The following is a 20,929-nucleotide window of genomic DNA, read 5'->3' as shown; positions in this document are numbered from 1 at the left end:
ATACGCCCATGCAAAAGGCCGTAGACGCTTTCTCATGCTTCAGATTTCCAACCTGACCTACAACGCCTGGGGCCGCGAGTTCCTCGACGACGCCTCCGCCAGCCTGCCGCCGGGGGCCAAGGTCGGTCTGGTCGGTCGCAACGGCATCGGCAAGTCGACCCTGTTCAAGCTGATTCTGGGCGAACTGGCCGCCAACGGCGACGAGGTCTCCCTGCCCAAGAACGCCCGCGTGGGTTCGGTGGATCAGGAACACCCCGCCACCCCCGTCAGCGTCCTGGACACCATTCTGGAAGCCGACGTCGAGCGCCACACCCTGCTGACCCGGCTGGAAACCGCCGAGCCGGAAGAGATGGGCGAGATCTGGGGCCGCCTGATCGAGATCGACGCCGACAGCGCCCCGGCCCGCGCCTCTGAAATCCTGGTCGGCCTGGGCTTCAGTCAGGAAGACCTGCACCGCCCGATGGCCGAGTTCTCGGGCGGATGGCGCATGCGGGTGGCCCTGGCCGCCGCCCTGTTCGCCGAGCCGGACATGCTGCTGCTGGACGAACCGACCAACTACCTGGATCTGGAAGGCGCCCTGTGGCTGGAGCAGCGGCTCAAGAAATACCCCTACACCGCCCTGATCATCAGCCACGACCGGGAGCTGCTGAACGGAGTCTGCACTCACATCCTGCACCTGTCGAACCGCAAGCTGGACCTCTACACCGGCAACTACGACACCTTCGAAAAGACCCGCGCCGAAAAGCTGCGGCTGATGGAGGCCAACAAGGTCAAGCAGGACGCCGAGCGCGCCCACCTTCAGAAGTTCGTCGATCGCTTCAAGGCCAAGGCCTCCAAGGCCGCCCAGGCCCAGTCGCGCGTCAAGCGGCTGGAGAAGATGCAGCGCATCGAACTGCCGCCTGAGGAACGCGTCGCGCCCTTCGTCCTGCCCTCGCCCGAACGTCCCCTGCCCCCGCCCCTGATCCGGCTGGAGAAGGCCTATGTCGGCTATGAGCAGGGCAAGCCGATCCTGCGGAACTTGAACCTGCGGATGGACCTGGACGACCGCATCGGCCTTCTGGGCGTCAACGGCGCCGGCAAGTCGACCTTCGCCAAGCTGATCGCCAAGGCCCTGACCATCGAGACGGGCGAGTTCCATCGTGACGGCAAGATGCGCGTGGGCTGGTTCCACCAGCATCAGATCGAGGCCATGGATCCGACGGACACGCCGCTGGAAATCATCCGCCGCGCCATGCCCGAGGCCTCGGAAAGCAGCCGCCGCTCCAAGCTGGCCCAGTTCGGCCTGCCCTTCCAGAAACAGGAAACCACCGTCGGCTCCCTGTCGGGCGGCGAGCGGGCCCGCCTGCTGCTGAACCTGGTGGCCATGGATGCGCCGCACATCCTGATCCTGGACGAACCGACCAACCACCTGGACATCGACAGCCGCCGCGCCCTGCTGGACGCGCTGAACGAATATACGGGGGCGGTCATCCTGATCACCCACGACCGCTCGCTGATGGAGCTGGTGGCCGACCGCCTGTGGCTCGCCGCCGACGGCACGGTGAAGCCCTATGACGGCGACATGGACGACTACGCCAAATTCGTCCTCGACCGCGCCAAGCAGGCCGGAATGAAGCCCAGCCAGGTCAAGCACGAGGAAGCCGCCGCCTCATCCGCCTCCGCTCCTCAGGCAGCGAGCGCCCGCGCCACGAGCGATAAGAGCGCCAAGAAAGGCCCCTCGCCTTCGACCCTGCGTCATGCGGTGAAGAAGGCCGAGGAGAAAATGGCCCAGCTGACCGCCGATCTGGCTCGCCTTGACGACGACCTGGCCAACGCCGCCGTCAGCGATCCGAAAAAACTGGAAGGTCTGACCCGCGCCCGCGCCAAGACCCAGGCCGACCTGGATCAGGCCGAGGCCGACTGGCTGGCGGCCGAGGAAGCCCTGGCGGAGGTCGCATGACCCGGAAGGCTCAACCCGCCTCCGCCCTGACGCGCGAAGAGCTGCAGGACGCGGCCAATCGGCTGCGCGCCTATCTGCGCGATGAAATGGACATGGAGGTCGGGCAGTTGCCGGCCGAAATGCTGGTCGAGTTCATCGAGCGCGACATCGGGCGGCTGTTCTACAATCGGGGTCTACGGGACGCCGAAACCGTGGTCCGCCAGAAGGTAGAGGACGTCGCCGACGCCCTCTACGGTCTGGAACGCTAAGGCGCCGGATCAGCCGCAGCTGACGCGCGTCACCAGATTGGTGCTGTCGTCATAGGTGAAGTTCACGCGGTTATCGCGATAGTCCATGGTCGCGCCGCAGCTGCTGCACAGGACGCGGAAGATGCGGCCTGCCGGAGCGGTCGGAATGGTCGAGCGGTTGCGGCCGACATATTCCTGATAGTCGCTGGCCTTGCACGCCACGGGCGTCGCCTCGCCGCCGGGCGCGGGTGCTGCTTCCTGGGTGGGAGCACAGGCCGACAGGGCCAGGGCGGCGCCGAAGACGGCCAGCATCAGGGTGATTTTCATCGTTTGTATCTCCTTCCGACCTAGCCGCAGCTCACGCGCTCGATCAGGCCGGTTTGTTGATTATAGAAGATATTCAACCGGTAAGGCGAATAATCTTCAGTGACGGGACAGGTGGTGCAGGCGACGCGACGGTTCACTACGTCTACCGGAACGGGAATCTCCGATCTCCGTTTCCCGACCAGCCACTGAAGTTCGCCGGCCTTGCACATGTCGGCGTCCGTCTGGGGCATGCGGGTCCCCACGGGTTGGTTCTGACGCGCCTGCTCCACCACGGCGGGCGCCGTGGCGTGGGCGGGTCTGGGCGGTGAGGAAGAACAGCCGGCCGCAGCCAGCGCGCCGATCAGGATCAGGCCGCCTTTTCCCAGCGCCCTTCGTCCGTCTGCCGCCAATAGGCCAGGTTGGCGTCGGCCGCCTTCAGCGTCCGCCACCGCTCGCGTGCGTGCTGCAACGCCTGTTCGTTCCGACCGTCGAAAATAATGAAGCACCGTTCGTACGCCTCCACGGTTCCGAGGTCTGACTCATCGATGATGAACAGAGCCTGAGCGCCGTTAAGGTTGTCGCCCGATTCGCTCAGAAGTATGGGCTGACGCCCCGTGTGGGCGTCCGACGCCCGGCCATGCGGCAGGAAGCTCTCGTCGCGATAGGTCCACAGACGCGCGTCGATGTCGTCGAGACGGTGCGCCGCCGCGCCGCGCACCAGGGCGCGCCAGCCCCGCTGGAGAGTCTTCTCCAGCAGGCCCGGCAGCACCTGATCCAGCGTCGACCGCTCCAGGTGGTAGAACCAGATTTCCGGCTTGGCGTCAGACACCCGGCTCTACCCTTTCGAAGGCGTGTTTCAGCCTTCGTAGGCGTCGGCGACCATGCGGTCCAGCAGGCGCACGCCCCAGCCCACAGCGCCGTCCGGCACGGTCGGGTTCTTGGAATCCTTGACCCAGGCGGTCGGAGCGATGTCGATGTGGGCCCACGGCACGCCGTTGGTGAAGCGCTGCAGGAACAGGGCGGCGGTGATCGAACCGCCGGCGCGGCCGTTGCCCATGTTCTTCACATCGGCGATCGGGCTGTCGATGTGACGCTCGTACTCGGCCGGGATCGGCATGCGCCAGGTCTTCTCGCCCACCTTGGGACCGGCGGCGGCGATATTGTCGGCGACCTCGTCGCTGTTCGAGAAGACGCCTGCGTATTCCAGGCCCAAGGAGATGATCATGGCGCCGGTCAGAGTGGCCAGGTCGATCATGAACTTGGGCTTGAAGCGTTCCTGCGTGTACCAGAGGGCGTCAGCCAGCACGAGGCGGCCTTCGGCGTCGGTGTTCAGCACCTCGACCGTCTGGCCCGACATGGAGACGACCACGTCGCCCGGGCGCTGGGCGCGGCCATCGGGCATGTTCTCGACCAGGCCCAGTACGCCGACGGCGTTGACCTTGGCCTTGCGGCCCGCCAGAGCGTGCATCAGACCGGCCACGGCGGCGGCGCCGCCCATGTCCCACTTCATCTCTTCCATGCCGTCGGCCGGCTTCAGGCTGATGCCGCCGGTGTCGAAGCAGACGCCCTTGCCGACGAAGGCGATGGGAGCCTCGCCCGCCTTGCCGCCGTTCCACTGGATGACGGCCAGCTGGCTTTCACGTTCCGAACCCATGCCGACGGCCAGCAGGGTGTTCATCCCCAGCTTCTCCATCTCGGCCTCGCCCAGGATCTCGACCTTGGCGCCCAGGGCTTCCAGTTCCTTCACGCGGCGCGCGAACTCGGCCGGATAGAGGACGTTCGCCGGCTCGGCGACCAGATCGCGCGAGAACAGGACGGCGTCGGCTACGGCCGACAGCGGGCCGAAGGCGGCCTGGGCGGCGGCGACGTCGGAGGTGACGACGCGGACCGTCGTCACCGACGGAATCTTGTCGGCCTTCTGCTTGGTCAGATATTTGGCGAAACGATAGGCGGCCAGGCGCACGGCGAAACCGGCGCGCGCCGCCAGTTCCGGCGACAGATGGGCGGCGTCGATGGTCAGGACCTCGGCGCCCGACAGCTTGGCCGCCTGATAGGCGGCGCCCGCCGCCGTTTCGATCGCCAGATCGTCCAGCTTGTCCGCCGCGCCTGCGCCGACCAGCAGGACGGCGTTCGCCTCGATCCCGGCCGGAGCGGCGACGTTCAGGGTGCTGCCGGCGGCGCCGGTGAATCGGCTGTTCGCCATGGCCTTGGTCAGAGCGCCCGAAGCCGCCCCGTCCAGCGCGCCGCCCGTCCCGGCCAGGACGCGGCCCTCGTGTGCAAGGACGGCAAGAATTTCAGCAGCGCCTGCCGAAGCGACGAACTCGATTTTCATGAAACCTACTCCAGGCCAGGGTTCCATGCCCCGGTCGTGCTTGAATCGGACATGGACGCGCCAGCAGTTTCGCCGTCGCGTCCGGATGTGTATTACATGGCCCGCATCGTCCGCGCCTGCAACTCAGTCGCCAACTGAAACACCGCCTTTCCCGACCATGAAGCTGATTCAGGGCTATCTTTTCCGCCAGATCGGCCTGCCCGTCGTGGCGGCCTGCGCCGCCCTGGCCGGAATCGGCCTGCTGAGCCAAAGCCTGGATCAGCTCGAAGTCATCGTCGAACGCGGACAGAGCGTCTGGGTCATGGTCAAGCTGACCCTGCTGGCCCTGCCCCAACTGATCGCAGTCATCCTGCCCATCGGCCTGTTCGTCGGCGCCCTGATCGCCCTGACGCGCCTGCAGCGCGAACAGGAACTGACCGCCGCCTACGCCGCCGGCGTCAGCCGCTGGTCGCTGATCCGGCCCGCGCTTCGCATCGCCCTGATCGTCGCCGTGCTCAGCCTGATCACCAATGTCTTCATGCAGCCCTGGGCCCAGCGCGAAGGTCGACGCCAGGCCTTTGCGATTCGGACCGACCTGGCCGCCCTGCTGGTCGAGGAAGGCCGTTTCGTGCAGGGGCCGGAGGGCCTGACCGTCTACGTCCAGCAGATCGAGCAGAACGGCCTGCTCAAGAACCTCTTCGTCTATCTGGACAACGGCAAGACCGTCACGACCTGGGACGCCGAGACGGCCCGCTTCGGCCGCGTCGACGGCATCCCCGTGCTGACCATGCAGAACGGCTCCATGCAGCGCTATTCGTCGCGCCAGGTGCTGAACCAGCTTTCCTTCGACCAACAGGTGTTCGACCTGTCGCCCTACGCCAAGACCAGCGATCGGATTCGCTTCAAGCCTTCCGACCTGTGGCTGACCGAGTTGTTCAACCCCACGCCGGCCCTGCTGGAGATCGCGGGATCGCGCGGCGAACTGGCGGCCGAGGGGCATTCCCGGTTGTCGTCGCCGCTCTACGCCGTCGTCGCCATGGCCCTGGCTTTGACCGCCATCCTGGGCGGCGCCTTCAGCCGCGCCGGCTACAGCGCGCGAATCGCCAAGGCGGCCGGCGTCTTCCTGGTCGTTCGTGTGATCGGCTACGGCCTGGTCGCGGCCAGCGCCTGGAACGGAGCCCTGAACATCCTGCAATACCTGCTGCCCATCGGCGTGATCTTCATTGCCCTGCGTCTGCTGTTCCGGTCGCTCAAGCCGCATCGCCGACGCGTCTGGGCGCCCTATGAACGCCTCAAGGCGAGGTTCGCATGAAGCTCCGTCTCGGCCGCATCGAACGCTATGTCCTGATCCAGCAGCTTCGCGCCCTGGGCGTGGCCCTGGCCGTCATCTCGGCCCTGGTCATGCTGATCGACTTCGTCGAGGTCTCGCGCGGGTTGAACTCGTCCGGGGAATTGTCGGGCGGGCGCATCCTGGGCCTGGTTCTGGTCAAGTCGCCCTCGGTCATCATCCAACTCCTGCCCTTCGTCTTCCTGTTCGGCACCCTGGCCGCCTTCGTCGGCCTGAACCGACGCAGCGAACTGATCGCCATGCGGGCGGCGGGCGTTTCGGCCTGGCGCTTCGTCCTGCCCGCTGCGGGCGCGGCCCTGGTCCTGGGCGTGCTCAGCGTCACCGTCTTCGGTCCCATGGCGGCGGCGGGCGACGGCCTGTGGCAGCGCGAGCGCGGCCGGATTTCCGGCTCAGCCCCGGGCGCAGAGGCCGGACAGGCCGTCTGGCTGCGCGAAGGCGACGCCGCGCGACAGATGATCATTCGCGGCGGACGTCAGGATCCGGCCAGCGGCCGTCTGCTGGACGCCAGCTTCTTCATCTACGCCACCACGGCCGACGGTCGCCGCGCCTTCACGGAACGCATCGACGCCGCCACGGCCACCCTGACCGCCGGTCGCTGGCGCCTGACCGAGGCCACGGGCGCCCAGACGGGTCAGCGCGCGGTCCGCTACGCCACGCTCGACCTGCCGTCCAACCTGGCGGACAAAGAAGCCTTCCAACGCTTCGCCCGTCCTCAGTCGACGCCCTTCTGGTCCTTGCCGAACCAGATCCAGCGCATCGAGGACGCCGGATTCGCCTCGACCGCCTATCGCCTGCGCCTGCAGCAGTTGCTGGCCACGCCACTGCTCTACGCCGCCATGTCCATCCTGGCGGCGGCCTTCTCCCTGCGCCTCATGCGTCTGGGCGATCTGGCCAAGATGACGGTGGCGGCCGTGGTGCTCGGCTTCGCCTTCTTCTTCGTGAATCAGTTTTCCTCGGCCATGGGCTCCGCCGAGGTCGTGCCGCCCTTCCTCGCCGCCTGGCTGCCCCCTGTATTGACGGCGCTCGCGGCCTTTACCTTGCTGTTCTATACCGAAGACGGCTAATCGGGACGTTTCCGGCCGTCCGGCAATGAGTGGATTCCGCATGAGTGATCGCCGCATTCCCCGAGAGGGAGCCCTGCGTGTCCGGCTCCTGGCCGGAGCGGCCTTGATCGCCTGCGTCCCCGGCTTGCCTGCTCTGGCGCAAACCGCACCGCCGCAGACTGCATCCGCGACAGCCCCGACGACGCCCGGGCCGGACGGCCTGACGCCCGAAGCCGTCTACATCGACGCCGACGCCGCCCAGCGTCAGGGCGAGGTGATCACGGCCGAGGGCTCCGAACAGGACCGTGTCCTGGCCCGCTTCCAGCAGCACAACCTGCGCGCCCGCGAAGTGACATATGACATGCAGTCGGGCGTTGCGACGGCGACGGGTCAGGCCGAACTGACCGCGCCGGACGGCACGGTCGTCCACGCCAGCCGCATCGAACTCGATTCGGACCTCAAGGCCGGCGTCGCCGTCGATCTGGCCACCCGTCTGTCCAGCGGCGCCAGCCTGATGGCCGCCACCGCCGTGCGGCGCTCGGAAAAGGTCAGCGAGCTGAACCGGGTGATCTTCACCCCCTGCCCGATCTGCGACGTGGACGGCCCCAAGGAACCCAGCATCTCCATCTCCGCCGACAAGGCGGTCCAGGATGAAGACCTTCGCGCCATCCTTTATCGCGACGTCGTCTTCCGCGTGGGCGGCGTGCCGGTCTTCTACCTGCCCGCCTTCGCCCATCCCGACCCTTCGGTGGACCGCGCCTCGGGCTTCCTGGTGCCTCGCGTCGACTACGACAAGGGCCGCGGCGGCTCGGTCGAAATTCCCTATCTGTTCGTCGTCTCGCCGTCCGAAGACTGGCTGATCAGCCCCCAGTTCAACACCAAGGTCGCCCCTCTGCTGAACGCCCAGTGGCGTCGTCGCTTCAATGAGGGAAGCATCGTTGCGCGCGGCGGCTACACCTACAGCCGCAACTTCGGCGAGTTCGATCTGGACGGCGACGGCCATACGGAAAGCAATGTCCGCTTCGGCGACCGCACCCATCGCAGCTACCTGCTGGGTCACGGAAAGTTCGATCCGGCTGGTCCCTGGCGCTTCGGTTTCACGGCCGAACGAGTGTCGGACAAGACCCTGTTCGACCGCTACGACGTGGCCAATCCCTATCAGGACAACGGCCTCTACTACGGCGACCGTCGCCGCCTAATCAGCCAGATCTACGCCGAGCGCCAGACTCAGCGCTCCTATCTGTCGGTCGCGGCCTTCTCGATCCAGAGCCTGCGCCTGGACCCTCGCTTCGCCGACAACGACTTCCGCGATGCGGCGGGGTTCAAGGTGTTCGAACGTGAGAACACCCTGCCCCTGGTCGCCCCCATCATCGATGCGCGATGGGAACCGCAGGGCCCCGTCCTCGGCGGCCGCCTGCGTCTGCGCGGTTCCGCCGTGGCCCTGACGCGCGACGCCTATGTCGGCTTCCCGACCCTGTCCCCGGGGCTGATTCCCTCGGGACCGACGGACGGCCTGCCCGGCGTCGACAGCCGTCGGATCACCGGCCAAGTCGACTGGCGTCGCACCATGATCTCTCCCATCGGCTTGCGGTGGGAACCCTTCGTGGACCTGAGAGCCGACGTCTACTCCGTCGACGATCTGCCGCCGATGCTGGGCGTCGAGAACGACGCAGTCACACGCGGCCGCGCCAGCGCCGGCCTCGACCTGTCCTACCCTCTGTATCGTCGCCTGAGCGCCGCCGCCGATCTGGTGCTGGAGCCCATGGCTCAAATCTCGATCTCGAACGACGCCAAATACGATTCGCGCCTTCCGAACGAAGACAGCCAGACGCTGGAACTGGACGAAGCCGCCCTGTTCCGGATGGACCGCTTCCCCGGCTATGATCTGATGGAAGGCGGCCTGCGCTTCACCGCCGGGGCTCGCGCCACCATCCGCTGGGACGACAAGCGTTCGGCCAGCCTCTTCGTCGGCCGCAGCATGCGGGCCGACGACCAGAACGAGTTTCTGACCCCCGTCCCCGACGACGCCATGCGCCTGTACGACCCCTCGGGCCTGGCGTCGCGCACCTCGGACTGGGTGGTTCAGGCGACCTTCGCTCCGTCCGACCGCATCCAGGGCTGGGCGCACGCGACCATCGACGGCAACGGCGACGTCCGCCGCGCCGAAACCACGGTCAACGGCCGCTGGGGCCGCCGCAACCTGGCCAACCTCAGCTACATCATCGACCGCTCCAATCCGCTCGAAGGCCCGCTGAACCGCAATTATGAGTTCGTCCAGCTTTCCGGTCAGCAGTTCGTCCGCGGCTCCTGGGGATTCACCGTCAGCGGCGTGGCGGACCTGCAGCGGGACGTGATCACCCGCTCGGAAGTCGGCCTCCTGTTCGACGACGACTGCTTCCGTTTCGAGATCGGCTGGCGCCGCGACAACACCGAAGTGCGCCCCACCGGTCCGTCCGAGGGCATATATATCCGACTTAACCTCGCCACTTTTGGAGGTTCAGGCTATGATCGCGACGACATGCGGTAAGCATGGCGCGCAGGGGCGCGCGCCCACCGTATCCCGGACCGTTCCTTCGCGACGCCGGGGTCGGGTCGAGACCGCTTTAGGGAACCAGGACTGACGATGCGTTTGATGCGTTACACGACCGGCGTTGCAATGGCCGCGCTGATGGCCTGCACGAGTGTCGGACAGTCCGTGGCCCAGACCGCGCCCGCGCAGCAAGGCCCCGCCGCCGGCACGCTGAACCCCGCTGCGGAAGAAGCGCCGCGCGCCGCCGCGGCTGCGCAACCCCAGTTCCGCCTGTCCGACGGCATCGTCGCCACGGTCAACGACCGGATCATCACCGGCTTCGATCTGCGTCAACGGATGCTGGTCCTGCTCGCCATGACCCAGGTCCAGCCGACCGAGGAGAACATCGGCGCCATCCAGCAACAGGCGCTGAACGATCTTATCGAGCAACGCCTCCAGGCCGCTGAAATCGCCAAGTTCGAACAACTGAAGATCAGCGACGACGAAGTGAACCGCGAAATCGCGGGCATGGCTCGTGAGGCGGGCGCCTCGCCTGAAGCCTATATGGCCTTCCTCCAGCAGGGCGGCATCCGTCCCGAACCCTTCCGTGAGTTCCTCCGCACCGAAATCGGCTGGCGCGAACTGGTCGGGGGCCGCTTCCGCGACCGCGCCAAGGTCACGCGCGCCCAGGTCGACCAGGCCGTGCGCCAAGTCACCGAGTCCGCGACCAAGCCCCAGTACCTGGTCGGCGAAATCTACCTTGAAGCCGCTCGGGTCGGCGGCATGCAGGAGGCCATGAACGGCGCCCGCCAGTTGGTTCAGCAGATGGTGCAGGGCGCGCCCTTCATGGCTGTGGCCCGCCAGTTCTCGTCCGCGCCGTCCGCCGCGCGCGGCGGCGACGCCGGCTGGGTGGTCCAGGGCACGGTCCAACCTGCGCTTCAGACAGCGATGGAGGCTCTTGAAGTCGGCCAGTTGTCCAACCCCATTCCCGTCGATGGCGGCGTCTACATTCTCTACATGCGCGACAAGCGCTCGGGCGCGGCCACCAGCCTGGTCCAGATGAAGCAGGTCATGGCCGAACTGCCTGAAACCGCTTCGGAAGCCGATGTCGCCGCCGCGACCCGTCGTCTGGAATCGATCCGCGCAGGCCTGACCTGCGACAACATCCTGGAACGCGCCCGTTCGGAACAGGGTCTGCTGGGCGCCGATCTGGGCGAAAGCGACGTGGCCGACCTCCTGCCGCAGTTCCAGCAGGTCGCCCGTTCGGCCGAGATCGGTTCGGTCAGCAGCGTGGTCCGCAGTCCGCTGGGCGTCCATCTGCTGGCCGTCTGCGGCCGTCGTCTGGGCGGCCCCGAGGCGCCTTCGCCTCAGCAGGTCGAGTCGCGCCTTCAGAATCAGAACTACGCCATGCTGGGCCGCCGCTACCTGCGCGACCTGCGGGCCGACGCCCTGATCGAAATCAAGCAGCAATGACGATGAGGCCGCTCATCGTCACGATGGGCGACCCCGCCGGCGTGGGGCCGGAGATCATCGCCAAGGCATGGCCCATCCTGGCGCAGTCGCCCGGCCCCCTGGCCCCCGTCGTTCCCTTCGCCGTCGTCGGCGACGCGGACGTGATGGCGGCGCAAGGGGCGCCGGTTCAGCCGATCCTCAGCCCATCGGAAGCTGCCGGCGTCTTCGCCCGCGCCGTCCCCGTCCTGCACCAACCCGCGCCCGCCGCCGTGATCGCCGGACAGCCGGACCCGCGCAACGCCCCCGCCGTAGCCGACTGGATCGAACGCGCGGTCGACCTGACGCTTTCAGGCGAGGCCTGCGGGATCGTAACGGCCCCCATCGCCAAGGCGCCCATGTACGCCTCGGGTTTCCGCTTCCCCGGTCATACCGAGTTCATCGCCGAACTGACCGCCGATGCTCCTTTTTCAGGCACGCGCGGCCCGGTCATGATGCTGACGGCCAAGGACCTGCGCGCCTGCCTCGTCACCATCCATGTCCCCATCGACCAACTGCCCGAGCTCGTCACGGCCGACCGGATCATGCGCGTCGCCCGTGTCGTCCATGAATCGATGAAGCGCGACTTCGGCATAGCCGCCCCTCGCCTCGCCATGGCCGCCCTGAACCCCCACGCGGGCGAAGGCGGCGCCATCGGCCTTCAGGAAATCGAGGTCTTGCGTCCCGCCGCCGCCGCCCTGCGCGCCGAGGGGCTGAACATCACCGACCCTCTACCTGCCGACACCCTGTTCCACGATGAGGCCAGAGCTCATTACGACGCCACCGTCTGCCTCTATCACGATCAGGCCCTGATCCCGGTCAAGACGCTGGACTTCTGGGGCGGGGTGAACGCCACCCTCGGCCTGCCCATCGTCCGCACCTCGCCCGACCACGGCACCGGCTTCGACATCGCCGGCAAGGGAATCGCCCGCGCCGACAGCTTCATCGCCGCCGTACGCCTGGCTTCAGAGATGGCGGCGGCGCGCGCCACGCGCTAAGGCGTCCGTATGACGGACCTTCCCTCCCTTCGCGAAACGCTCGACGCCCACGGCCTGCTGGCCAAGAAGAGCTTCGGTCAGCACTTCCTGCTGGACCTGAACGTGACGCGAAAGATCGTCCGCTACGCCGGGCCGTTCGAGGGCCGCGCCGTGATCGAGGTCGGCCCCGGCCCCGGCGGCCTGACCCGCGCCATCCTGGAAAGCGACGCGGGCAAGGTGGTGCTGGTCGAGAAGGACCCGCGCTTCATCCCCCTGCTCAGCGAACTGGACGACGGCTCCGGCCGCCTGGCCATCGTCGAGGGCGATGCGCTCAAGGTGCGTGAGGCCGAACTGGTTGAAGGCCCCGCCCATCTGGTCTCCAACCTGCCCTACAACGTCGGCACCCCCCTGCTGATCAAGTGGCTGACCGGCCCCTGGCAACCCTGCGCCCTCACCCTGATGTTCCAGAAGGAGGTGGCCGAGCGCGTGGTGGCCGCGCCCGGCGACGACGCCTATGGCCGTCTGGCCGTCATCACCCAGGCCGTGGCTGACGCCCGCATCGTCATGCACCTGCCTGCCGCCGCCTTCACCCCGCCGCCCAAGGTGGCCTCGGCGGTCGTCCATGTGGTCCCGCGCGCCGAGCGCCCCTCGCCCGAGCGGCTCAAGAAGCTGGAGCGCGTCACCGCCGCCGCCTTCGGCCAGCGCCGCAAGATGCTGCGCTCCAGCCTGAAACAGCTCGGCGGCGCCGCCCTGTGCGAAGCCGCCGGCATCGAACCCGACGCCCGCGCCGAGGTCATCGACATCGCCGGCTTCCTCCGCCTGGCCGACGCCCTGAAGTGACCGCCTGACATGACTGTTGAAATCGACCCCTTCCGCGCCATCAGCGTCAGCCGTCTGGCCCATGAACTGAAGGCCCAGGGCCGCTCCATCATTCACATGGAGTTCGGCCAGCCCTCGACCGGCGCGCCGGCCGCCGCCATCGCCCAGGCCCACCGCATCCTCGACAGCGAGCCCGGCGGTTACTGGGAAAGCCCAGCCCTGCGCGCCCGCATCGCCAAACTGTATGACGACCGCTACGGCGTGACCGTCGATCCCGAGCGGGTGGTCATGACGGCGGGCGCCTCGCCCGCCCTGGTGCTGGCGCTAATGATGCGCTTTCAGCCCGGAGACCAGGTCGCCATCGCCCGCCCCGGCTATGTCGCCTATCGCAACACGCTGAAGGCCTTGCACATGGAGCCGGTCGAGATCGACTGCGGCGCCGAGGTTCGCTTCCAGCTGACCGCCGAGGCCCTGCGTACTCTGGACCCGGCCCCTGCGGGCGTCATCATCGCCAGCCCCGCCAACCCGACCGGCACGATCATCCCCGAGGCCGAGCTGAAGGCCATCGCCGAGATCTGCCGCGAGCGGAACATCTCGGTCATCTCGGACGAGATCTACCACGGCCTGTCCTACACCGGCCCGACCCCGTCCATGCTGCAGTTCGAGCCGAACGCCCTGATCGTCAACAGCTTCTCCAAATACTGGAGCATGGCGGGCTGGCGTCTGGGCTGGCTGATCCTGCCCGAGGCCGAGGTGCCGCAGGCCCGCGCCCGCGTCGGCAACATGTTCCTGACCCCCGCCACGCTCAGCCAGCACGCCGGCCTGATCGCCATGGACGAGGAAGAGGAACTGGAAGCCAATATCGACGTCTATCGCGCCAACCGCACCCTGATGCTCGACGCCCTGCCGGCCATGGGCCTGCGCTCCATCGCCCCGCCCGACGGCGCCTTCTACATCTACGCCGACATCGGCCACCTGACCGACGACAGCATCGGCTTCTGTGAGCTCCTGCTACGCGAAACCGGCGTGGCCACGGCGCCCGGCGTCGACTTCGACCCGATCAACGGCCACCGCTTCATCCGCTTCAGCTTCGCCGTCTCGACGGCGCAGGTCGAGGACGCCCTGGCCCGCATCAAGCCCTTCTTCGCTGAACGCAACGCAGCCTGACCCCTCAAGCCGCCGCGGCGTGATCCGCGGCGTGGGCTCTCAACAAAGCTTCGGCGAAGCCGTCCATGACACGCTGGGAGATGGCGGTGTTGTTCAGGATGACCACGGTCCCTTGCCGATCCAGGCGGTGGCCCAGGACCGAACGGAAGCCGGAACTGCTGCCTGTGTCCCAGGCGGCCTCCACTTCAACGCCCTGGATCGCAACCTTTCGCATGCGGCCGCCCAACGCATAGTTGTCTGACTTAACTTCGATAGCGGTCAGCTGATCACGCGACATCCGGCTCAGGAAATCCGTGTCATAAACCCGGTGCGCGAACCGCATCAGGTCGGCGGCCGTGCTGTAATAACCGCCGCCTGCGACCAGGAACGGGGGTCTTGGATTGGTCCATTCAACCGGTGGAGAGACGGTCCGATAGGAGGCTGCATCGTCCGGCTTGATGGGCGTCGTATGCCGCATTCCAAGCGGTTCAAGCACAAGGCTTCGCATGGCCCCGGCATAGGGGCGACCGGTCGCCGCCTCGATCACGCCCTGCACGATGACCCAGTTCACTAGGACATAGTCGAAACGCGCGCCGGGTTCGAAGATCAGGTCGCCGCTTGCAAACAGCCGTATCGCCTCCCCCGTGCTGATCCAGGGCTCGGCCAGCAAACCGGGGGCGGCCCGCACCGCCGGCATGAAGGCGTCGGCCAGGCCGCTGCAGTTGGAAAGAAGCCGGCGCAAGGTCAGGCGAGAGCCTGTATCGGCTCGATAATCCGGCAACCATCGCGTGATGGGTTCATCCAAGAACAGCAGGCCCTGATCAACCAGTCTCATGACCGCCGTCGCCGTCAAGCGTTTGGAGATCGAGGCCACGCCCATCTGGCGGTCGGGCTCCATCGGCATGTTTTGCGCGATATTCCAAAGGCCTGCGGAGCGCACATGCTCGATCCGGCCGTCGCGTCCCACCGCCGCCACGCCCTGGAATCCGTGATCCCGCACCATGCCGTCGATGACGGCCCCGACAGCCTCATGCCGGCCTAGGGCTCGAACACTCCCGGACGACAGGCCCACGAACCCTGCCCCCGCCACGGCGGACAGCATCATCCTTCGGCTCGGTCCCGAAATAGGTTTGTCGTTCATGCGATCCGTCCTTAACACTCGACCATGCAGGCTCTGACGAAGCGAGACGACCGTCGGTCCTGCGTCCGCCCCTTCGTCGCCGCGCCGGTTTCGAGCGAACGCCGCGACCGCGCCAACAGGATTTCGGTGAATGACGATGAGCGTCGGTGAACGCCTTCCATCGCTCTTGATCACTGTCGTCTCGGCCGTCCTGGGCCTGGCCGCCCTGTTCGGCCCGCAGGTCCTCGCCATGCTGTCCCCCCAGGCTCTAGCCCCGGACAGGATGGCCTGGAGCCTGTGCGACACGAGGGGGTGTCGTCCCGTCGATGTCTCGAATCTGCGGCTTGATGCGCCGACAACGACGCTGCGCGCCGCCTACAGGGCCGACGGCGCCTCCAGCGTGACGCCGCTTGCCGTCCATGTGGTCGCCACCGCCAGCGCCGATGTCTTCTGGAACGGCGCGCCGATCGGCGCCAACGGCCGCGTCGGCGCCGATCGGGCCCACGAGGTTCCCGGCAGCTTCAGCGCCGTCATCCCCGTTCCTCAAGGCCATGTGCGGCCTGGCCTCAATCTCGTCGAGGTGCGCCTGTCCGCCCATCACCTCTGGGCGCCCGTGGTTCGGCCCATTCATCGTCTGTCCGTCGAGCCCTACGCGGACCCTCTACGACGGACCTTGAGCCACTACCTGCCCATTCTGGCGCTGAGCGGCCTTCTGGCCTTCGCCTTCATCGCCGCCGCCGGACTGTGGATCGTCAGGCAGCGTCCCCAGGCCGCGATCCTCGCCTTCATGAGCGGCGCCGTTCTGGCTCAGGCCGCCGTCGAAGCTTCGAAGCTGGCGCTGACCTACGCCTATCCATGGCAACTGGCCCGTCTCATGGCGATCGCGGGTCTGACGGCGCTCGCCGCCTTCCTGCTGGGGCGCCTGGCGATAGGACGGCTATCCCGCCGCTCGTCGCGCATCTGGCTGACGGTCGGCCTGGCCCTGGCTCTCGTCGTCGCCCTGGCGACGCCGCCCTGGTGGGACGCCAAGGCCCTCTGGTGTTTCCGCGCCGGCCTCACGACCGTCTGGCTCGCCGCCGCCCTGGGTACGCGAAGCGACGCCAGACATCTCTATGGGGTTCAGGTCGGCTGCATCCTCTGGCTGGCGCTCTCATGGCTGCCAGGCTTCCTGGATCACCTCTATTACGCCTTCTACCTGCTTCTATTCTGCGGCCTCGGTCTTCGCGCCGTCAGGCAGCCCGCTTCTCAGACCGCCGAAGCGCCGCGTCTGCAGCAGAAGGTCATATCCGTCCCGAACGGCACCTCCAGGCATCTGATCGCCGCCGACGACATCCTGTCCGCGCGCGCCGCTGACGACTACAGCCTCGTCACCCTCACAGACGGGCGAGAGCTTCTGGCGACGATCAACCTGTCATCCCTGATTGATCTGGCGCCGACCTGTCTTCAGCGCATCCACCGCAGCCATGCCGTCAATCCGGCGCGCGTCACCGCCGTCCATCGCTCCGACCGAACCATGGAGATGCAGGGCGGCGGCCGCATTCCCGTCGGCCGCACCTATTGGACGAAGTTCAGCTCGATCTGAACCGAAGGTTCAGACCACTTCCTTCAGCAGGGCCTGCTTGTAGGCGTCGACCCACAGGTTGCGGTGACGGCGGCTGCGCTCGGCGTGGTAGATGTGTGCCAGTTCGGCGTAGGAACGGTCGAAATCCTCGTTGACCAGGACATAGTCGAAGTCGTCGCAGTGCTCGATCTCGCCCTTGGCGTTGGCGACGCGGCGTTCGATCACGTCCTCGGCGTCCTGCGAACGCGTCACCAGACGGCGACGCAGTTCCTCGAGGCTAGGCGGCAGGATGAAGACCCGAGCGGCGTCGCCGGGGCATTTGGCGGCCACGTCGCGGGCGCCCTGCCAGTCGATGTCGAACAGGACGTCGCGTCCCTCGGCCAGGGCCCGCTCGACCGGAGCGGCCGGGCTGCCGTAGCGATTGCCGTGCACGTCGGCCCATTCCAGGAAGGCGTCGGCGTCGATCAGACGCTGGAACTCCTCGTGGGTGACGAAGTGATAGTCGCGGCCGTCCACCTCGCCCGGGCGAATGCCGCGCGTGGTCATGGACACCGACAGCTCCAGCGCCTTGTGATCGGCCATCAGACGACGGCACAACGAGGTCTTTCCGGCCCCCGACGGACTGGCCACGATCAGCAGGACGCCACGGCGGGGAGTACGGTTATTCGACATTCTGAACTTGTTCTCGAAGCTGCTCGATGACGGCCTTCAGTTCGAGGCCGATTCCGGTGAGCGGCGTGGTAGCCGATTTCGAGCAGAGGGTGTTCGCCTCGCGCATGAATTCCTGCATCAGGAAGTCGAGTTTTCGTCCGGCGGGGGGTTGCTGCAACAGTGTGCGGGCCGAGGCGACGTGGGCGGTCAGGCGATCCAGTTCCTCGCGCACGTCCGCCTTGGTGGCGAGAGCGGCGGCTTCCAGGAAGATGCGTTCGTCCAGACCCGGCGCATCGGGCGCCAGCTCGTTGATCCGACGCGTGAATCGCTCCCGGATCGCCTCCACCTGGGCCGAGGCCTCCAGTTCGGCGCGCACGACCAGGGCTTCGATGGTCCCGACGAAGTCGTGGATGACCGGCGTCAGTTGCTCGCCCTCGCGCTGACGCGACAGCTTGAGCGCATCTAGCGCCTGTTCGACCGTGACGGCCATCGCGGCCTCCACGGCGGCGCGGCCCTCCGCGTCCTCATCCTCTTCGGCGACCTCGATGACGCCGCGCAGGGACAACAGACCGTCGGCCGAAGGCGGGGTCGCCCCCTCCTCCGCCAACTGGTTGGCCAGCCGCAGATAGGTCGCCAGCACGGCCTCGTTGACGCGCGGCGCGGGCTCTGAGCCCTCGGCCCGCTTGGCCTGCACCCCGACCGTCACCTGGCCCCGGTTCAGGCGAACCTGGGCCGCCGCCTTGGTCAGACGCTCCAGGCTGTCGAAGCCGTGCGGTCCGCGATAGCGCGTCTCCAGCGCCCGCCCGTTGACCGAGCGCGCCTCGACCGTCCAGGTCCAGCCGTCCAGGCCGCCGTCCGCCCGGCCGAAGCCGGTCATGCCCGAGATCGCGCTCATTGCGGCGTCGCCGTCGGCACGGTGATGACCTTGGCGCCCGGCGGAATGGCGACCGGCGGCGGCGAGGCGGCCTCCCCCTCCCCCATCGGCGTCGGCGCGGCCCCCGCGACGGGGGCGACCTGGCCGGGCGGCAGGCCCGCCTTGCGCCGCTCGATCTCGCGCCAGCGCGCCACGTTCAGCAGGTGTTCGGGATAGGTGCGGGCGAAGACGTGGCCGCCGGTGCCGTCGGCGACGAAGAAGACGTACTCCGAACGCGGCGGGTTCAGCACAGCCTTCAGCGCCTCCTCGCCCGGGTTGGCGATGGGCGTCGGCGGCAGGCCGTCGATCAGATAGGTGTTCCACGGCGTCTGGGCGCGCAGCTCCGAGGCGCGGATGCCCCGGCCCAGCGGACGGCCCTTGGTCACGCCGTAGACGATGGTCGGGTCGCTCTCCAGCCGCATCCCCAGCCGCAGACGGTTGGTGAAGACCGCGGCCACCTGGGGCCGTTCCGAGGCCAGTCCAGTCTCCTTCTCGACGATGGAGGCCAGGACCATGGCTTCTTCGGGCGTGGTCACGATGGTGTTGGGCGACCGGGCGGCCCACAGGGTCGCCAGCTTGCTCGTGGCCGCGCGCTGCATCCGCGCGACGACCGAGGCGCGGGATTCTCCGCGCGACACCTCATAGGTGTCGGGCCACAGACTGCCTTCGGCGGGGACCTCGACCTCGCCGGTCAGGACCGGCTGCTTCATCAGGATGTCGACCGCCTGGGCGCTGGACCAGCCTTCCGGCAGGGTCACGTAGTGGCGCACCGCCTTGCCGTCGACCAGCAGGCCGACCACGGTCGCCAGCGAGGCCCCCGACGGCACCTCGTACTCGCCCGCCCGGATCTTGCGATCGGCGCCGGTCAGGCTGACGGCGGCGCGGAACAGGTCGGTCGAGCGGATCACGCCCGATGATTTCAAGGTAGCGGCGATGGCCGGAACCCCGGCGCCGGACGGCAGGGCGACGACCGTCGCATCCCCCTCGGCCGCCTTGGGCCCCGGCCCCCAATAGACAGCCCACAGGGCGATCAGGGCCGCGACCAGGAACAGGCCCAGGGTCCCGGCGGCGGTGATCAGGCCGACGCCGAGACTGGATCCAGACGCTCCGCCGCCGCCCTTTTTCGGAACGCGCGACTTGGGGATGCGAACCTTGGGGGTGCGGGACGGAGCCTTGGCCAAGTCAGTCGACCTTCTTGAAGATCACGGCCGCATTGGTGCCGCCGAAGCCGAAGCTGTTCGACATGGCGACGTCGATCTTCATCGACTTGCCCTTGTGCGGAACCAGGTCGATCGGCGTCTCCATCTCCGGGTCGTCCAGGTTGATGGTCGGCGGCGCGATCTGGTCGCGAATGGCCAGGACGGAGAAGATGCTCTCGATGGCGCCCGCGGCGCCCAGCAGGTGGCCCGTCATCGACTTGGTCGAGGAGACCGCGACGTCCTTGGCGTGATCGCCGACCAGACGCTCGATGGCCTTCAGTTCGATCCAGTCGGCCATGGTCGAGGTGCCGTGGGCGTTGACGTAGTCGAGGTCCGAGGGTTGCAGGCCCGCGCGCTTCAGCGCCGCCTTCATGGCCCGCAGACCGCCGTCGCCGTCTTCCGACGGGGCGGTGATGTGATAGGCGTCGCCGCTCATGCCGTAGCCGACGACCTCGGCGTAGATCTTGGCGCCGCGCGCCTTGGCGTGTTCGTACTCTTCCAGCACCATGACGCCGGCGCCCTCGCCCATGATGAAGCCGGCGTGGCCGCGATCATAGGGGCGCGAGGCCTTCTCGGGCGTGTCGTTATAGGCGGTGCACAGGGCCTTGCAGGCCAGGAAGCCGGCGATGCCGATCGGCACGACCGAGCTTTCGGCCCCGCCCGCCACCATGACCTCGGCGTCGCCCAGGGCGATCATGCGGGCCGCGTCGCCGATGGCGTGGGCGCCGGTGGCGCAGGCGGTGACGACCGAGTGGTTCGGTCCCTTCAGGCCGTGACGGATCGAGATCTGGCCCGAGGCCAGGTTGATCAGGGCCGAAGGAATGAAGAAGGGGCTGACCCGGCGCACGCCCTGTTCCTTCAGGGTGATGGCCGTGTCGGCGATGGGGCCGAGGCCGCCGATGCCGGAGCCGACCATGACGCCGGTGGCTTCCTTGTCGTCCTCGGTTTCCGGCTTCCAGTTCGCGTCGGCCAGAGCCTCGTCGGCGGCGGCGATAGCGTACAGGATGAAGTCGTCGACGCGCTTGCGGTCCTTGGCCGACATCACCTGGTCGGGATCGAAGACGCCCGGCTGGTCCGGCGCGCCGCGCCCGCGACCGTCCACCGACGGCACCTCGCCTGCGATGGTGCAGCCATAGCCTTCGGTATCGAAGGCGGTGATCGGACCGATGCCCGAGCGACCCTCGACGATGCCCTTCCAGACGTGTTCCACGCCCGTGCCGAGCGGAGTGACAAGGCCGAGGCCCGTGATGACGACGCGGCGCATGGTTCGCGCTCCTTGCTTGGACAGAATCTTAGCCGAAAACATTAATGGCCGCCGGACGGTCCCGCTAGGGGCCCGTCACGGCGGCCATCAGGCTGTCAGTGCGACGAA

The 20,929-nt window shown here is 67.6% G+C and carries 19 protein-coding genes; 10 read left to right on the top strand and 9 right to left on the bottom strand.

Annotated features, from left to right (window positions below; genetic code table 11):
• Nucleotides 1-34: 34 nt before the first annotated feature.
• Together ABIE19_RS06720 and ABIE19_RS06715 are read left to right on the top strand one after the other, a co-directional pair.
• On the top strand, nt 35-1,939 hold the full coding sequence (locus ABIE19_RS06720; RefSeq protein ID WP_354088350.1) for an ABC-F family ATP-binding cassette domain-containing protein: 1,905 nt from the start codon (nt 35-37) through the stop codon (nt 1,937-1,939).
• On the top strand, nt 1,936-2,187 hold the full coding sequence (locus tag ABIE19_RS06715; RefSeq protein WP_354088349.1) for a DUF2164 domain-containing protein: 252 nt from the start codon (nt 1,936-1,938) through the stop codon (nt 2,185-2,187). Before ABIE19_RS06720 ends, ABIE19_RS06715 begins: the two co-directional genes overlap by 4 nt.
• 9 nt (nt 2,188-2,196) lie before the next feature.
• Here the strand turns inward: ABIE19_RS06715 and ABIE19_RS06710 are convergent, their stop codons facing one another.
• The 4 genes from ABIE19_RS06710 to ABIE19_RS06695 form a co-directional block, all read right to left on the bottom strand.
• The gene (locus ABIE19_RS06710) at nt 2,197-2,493 is read right to left on the bottom strand and encodes a hemolysin (protein WP_354088348.1); all 297 of its coding nucleotides are present in this window, start codon (nt 2,491-2,493) and stop codon (nt 2,197-2,199) included.
• Between the two features lie 20 nt (nt 2,494-2,513).
• Nucleotides 2,514-2,723 carry a hypothetical protein gene (locus ABIE19_RS06705; RefSeq protein WP_354088347.1) on the bottom strand — a complete coding sequence of 70 codons (210 nt, stop codon included), beginning with the start codon at nt 2,721-2,723 and terminating at the stop codon, nt 2,514-2,516.
• A gap of 116 nt (nt 2,724-2,839) precedes the next feature.
• Nucleotides 2,840-3,301, bottom strand: coding sequence for a DNA polymerase III subunit chi (locus tag ABIE19_RS06700; protein WP_354088346.1), 462 nt, complete (start codon nt 3,299-3,301; stop codon nt 2,840-2,842).
• 27 nt (nt 3,302-3,328) lie between these two features.
• Nucleotides 3,329-4,804: a leucyl aminopeptidase gene (locus tag ABIE19_RS06695; RefSeq protein ID WP_354088345.1), complete on the bottom strand. Its 1,476-nt coding sequence runs from the start codon at nt 4,802-4,804 to the stop codon at nt 3,329-3,331.
• A 157-nt stretch (nt 4,805-4,961) separates the two neighbouring features.
• Between ABIE19_RS06695 and ABIE19_RS06690 the strand changes: the two genes are divergently transcribed.
• The 7 genes from ABIE19_RS06690 (at nt 4,962) to ABIE19_RS06660 (ending at nt 14,134) form a co-directional block, all read left to right on the top strand.
• Nucleotides 4,962-6,095, top strand: a complete 1,134-nt coding sequence (locus tag ABIE19_RS06690; RefSeq protein WP_354088344.1) for an LptF/LptG family permease — start codon at nt 4,962-4,964, stop codon at nt 6,093-6,095.
• A complete protein-coding gene (lptG, locus tag ABIE19_RS06685) occupies nt 6,092-7,195 on the top strand; it encodes an LPS export ABC transporter permease LptG (RefSeq protein WP_354088343.1) in 1,104 nt (367 codons plus the stop codon). Before ABIE19_RS06690 ends, lptG begins: the two co-directional genes overlap by 4 nt.
• Before the next feature lie 40 nt (nt 7,196-7,235).
• The gene (locus ABIE19_RS06680; RefSeq protein WP_354088342.1) at nt 7,236-9,701 is read left to right on the top strand and encodes an LPS-assembly protein LptD; all 2,466 of its coding nucleotides are present in this window, start codon (nt 7,236-7,238) and stop codon (nt 9,699-9,701) included.
• Between the two features lie 96 nt (nt 9,702-9,797).
• The gene (locus ABIE19_RS06675; RefSeq protein ID WP_354088341.1) at nt 9,798-11,156 is read left to right on the top strand and encodes a peptidylprolyl isomerase; all 1,359 of its coding nucleotides are present in this window, start codon (nt 9,798-9,800) and stop codon (nt 11,154-11,156) included.
• Entirely contained in the window at nt 11,153-12,169 is a 1,017-nt protein-coding gene (gene pdxA / locus ABIE19_RS06670) for a 4-hydroxythreonine-4-phosphate dehydrogenase PdxA (protein WP_354088340.1), read from the top strand. Before ABIE19_RS06675 ends, pdxA begins: the two co-directional genes overlap by 4 nt.
• Before the next feature lie 9 nt (nt 12,170-12,178).
• Nucleotides 12,179-12,988, top strand: coding sequence for a 16S rRNA (adenine(1518)-N(6)/adenine(1519)-N(6))-dimethyltransferase RsmA (rsmA, locus tag ABIE19_RS06665; protein ID WP_354088339.1), 810 nt, complete (start codon nt 12,179-12,181; stop codon nt 12,986-12,988).
• Between the two features lie 9 nt (nt 12,989-12,997).
• Nucleotides 12,998-14,134: a pyridoxal phosphate-dependent aminotransferase gene (locus ABIE19_RS06660; RefSeq protein ID WP_354088338.1), complete on the top strand. Its 1,137-nt coding sequence runs from the start codon at nt 12,998-13,000 to the stop codon at nt 14,132-14,134.
• A 4-nt stretch (nt 14,135-14,138) separates the two neighbouring features.
• Here the strand turns inward: ABIE19_RS06660 and ABIE19_RS06655 are convergent, their stop codons facing one another.
• Nucleotides 14,139-15,428 carry a serine hydrolase domain-containing protein gene (locus ABIE19_RS06655; RefSeq protein WP_354088337.1) on the bottom strand — a complete coding sequence of 430 codons (1,290 nt, stop codon included), beginning with the start codon at nt 15,426-15,428 and terminating at the stop codon, nt 14,139-14,141.
• Between ABIE19_RS06655 and ABIE19_RS06650 the strand changes: the two genes are divergently transcribed.
• Nucleotides 15,421-16,815: a LytTR family DNA-binding domain-containing protein gene (locus ABIE19_RS06650; protein WP_354088336.1), complete on the top strand. Its 1,395-nt coding sequence runs from the start codon at nt 15,421-15,423 to the stop codon at nt 16,813-16,815. The two genes, ABIE19_RS06655 and ABIE19_RS06650, sit on opposite strands and share 8 nt — an antisense overlap.
• A 9-nt stretch (nt 16,816-16,824) precedes the next feature.
• Here ABIE19_RS06650 and gmk read toward each other — a convergent pair whose 3' ends face one another.
• Genes gmk through fabF form a run of 4 tightly spaced genes read right to left on the bottom strand, consistent with a single transcriptional unit; the run spans nt 16,825 to nt 20,821 of the window.
• On the bottom strand, nt 16,825-17,466 hold the full coding sequence (gmk, locus tag ABIE19_RS06645) for a guanylate kinase (protein WP_354088335.1): 642 nt from the start codon (nt 17,464-17,466) through the stop codon (nt 16,825-16,827).
• Nucleotides 17,456-18,340, bottom strand: a complete 885-nt coding sequence (locus tag ABIE19_RS06640; RefSeq protein ID WP_354088334.1) for a YicC/YloC family endoribonuclease — start codon at nt 18,338-18,340, stop codon at nt 17,456-17,458. The genes gmk and ABIE19_RS06640 overlap by 11 nt, the downstream gene beginning before the upstream one ends.
• Nucleotides 18,337-19,539, bottom strand: coding sequence for an endolytic transglycosylase MltG (gene mltG / locus ABIE19_RS06635; protein ID WP_354088333.1), 1,203 nt, complete (start codon nt 19,537-19,539; stop codon nt 18,337-18,339). The genes ABIE19_RS06640 and mltG overlap by 4 nt, the downstream gene beginning before the upstream one ends.
• A 1-nt stretch (nt 19,540) precedes the next feature.
• Nucleotides 19,541-20,821: a beta-ketoacyl-ACP synthase II gene (fabF, locus tag ABIE19_RS06630; protein WP_354088332.1), complete on the bottom strand. Its 1,281-nt coding sequence runs from the start codon at nt 20,819-20,821 to the stop codon at nt 19,541-19,543.
• Nucleotides 20,822-20,929 lie beyond the last annotated feature (108 nt).

The sequence above is a fragment of the Brevundimonas faecalis genome (assembly GCF_040549405.1).
In the GTDB taxonomy this organism is placed as follows: Bacteria; Pseudomonadota; Alphaproteobacteria; order Caulobacterales; family Caulobacteraceae; genus Brevundimonas; species Brevundimonas faecalis.
This window is presented reverse-complemented; position numbering and strand designations above follow the sequence as displayed.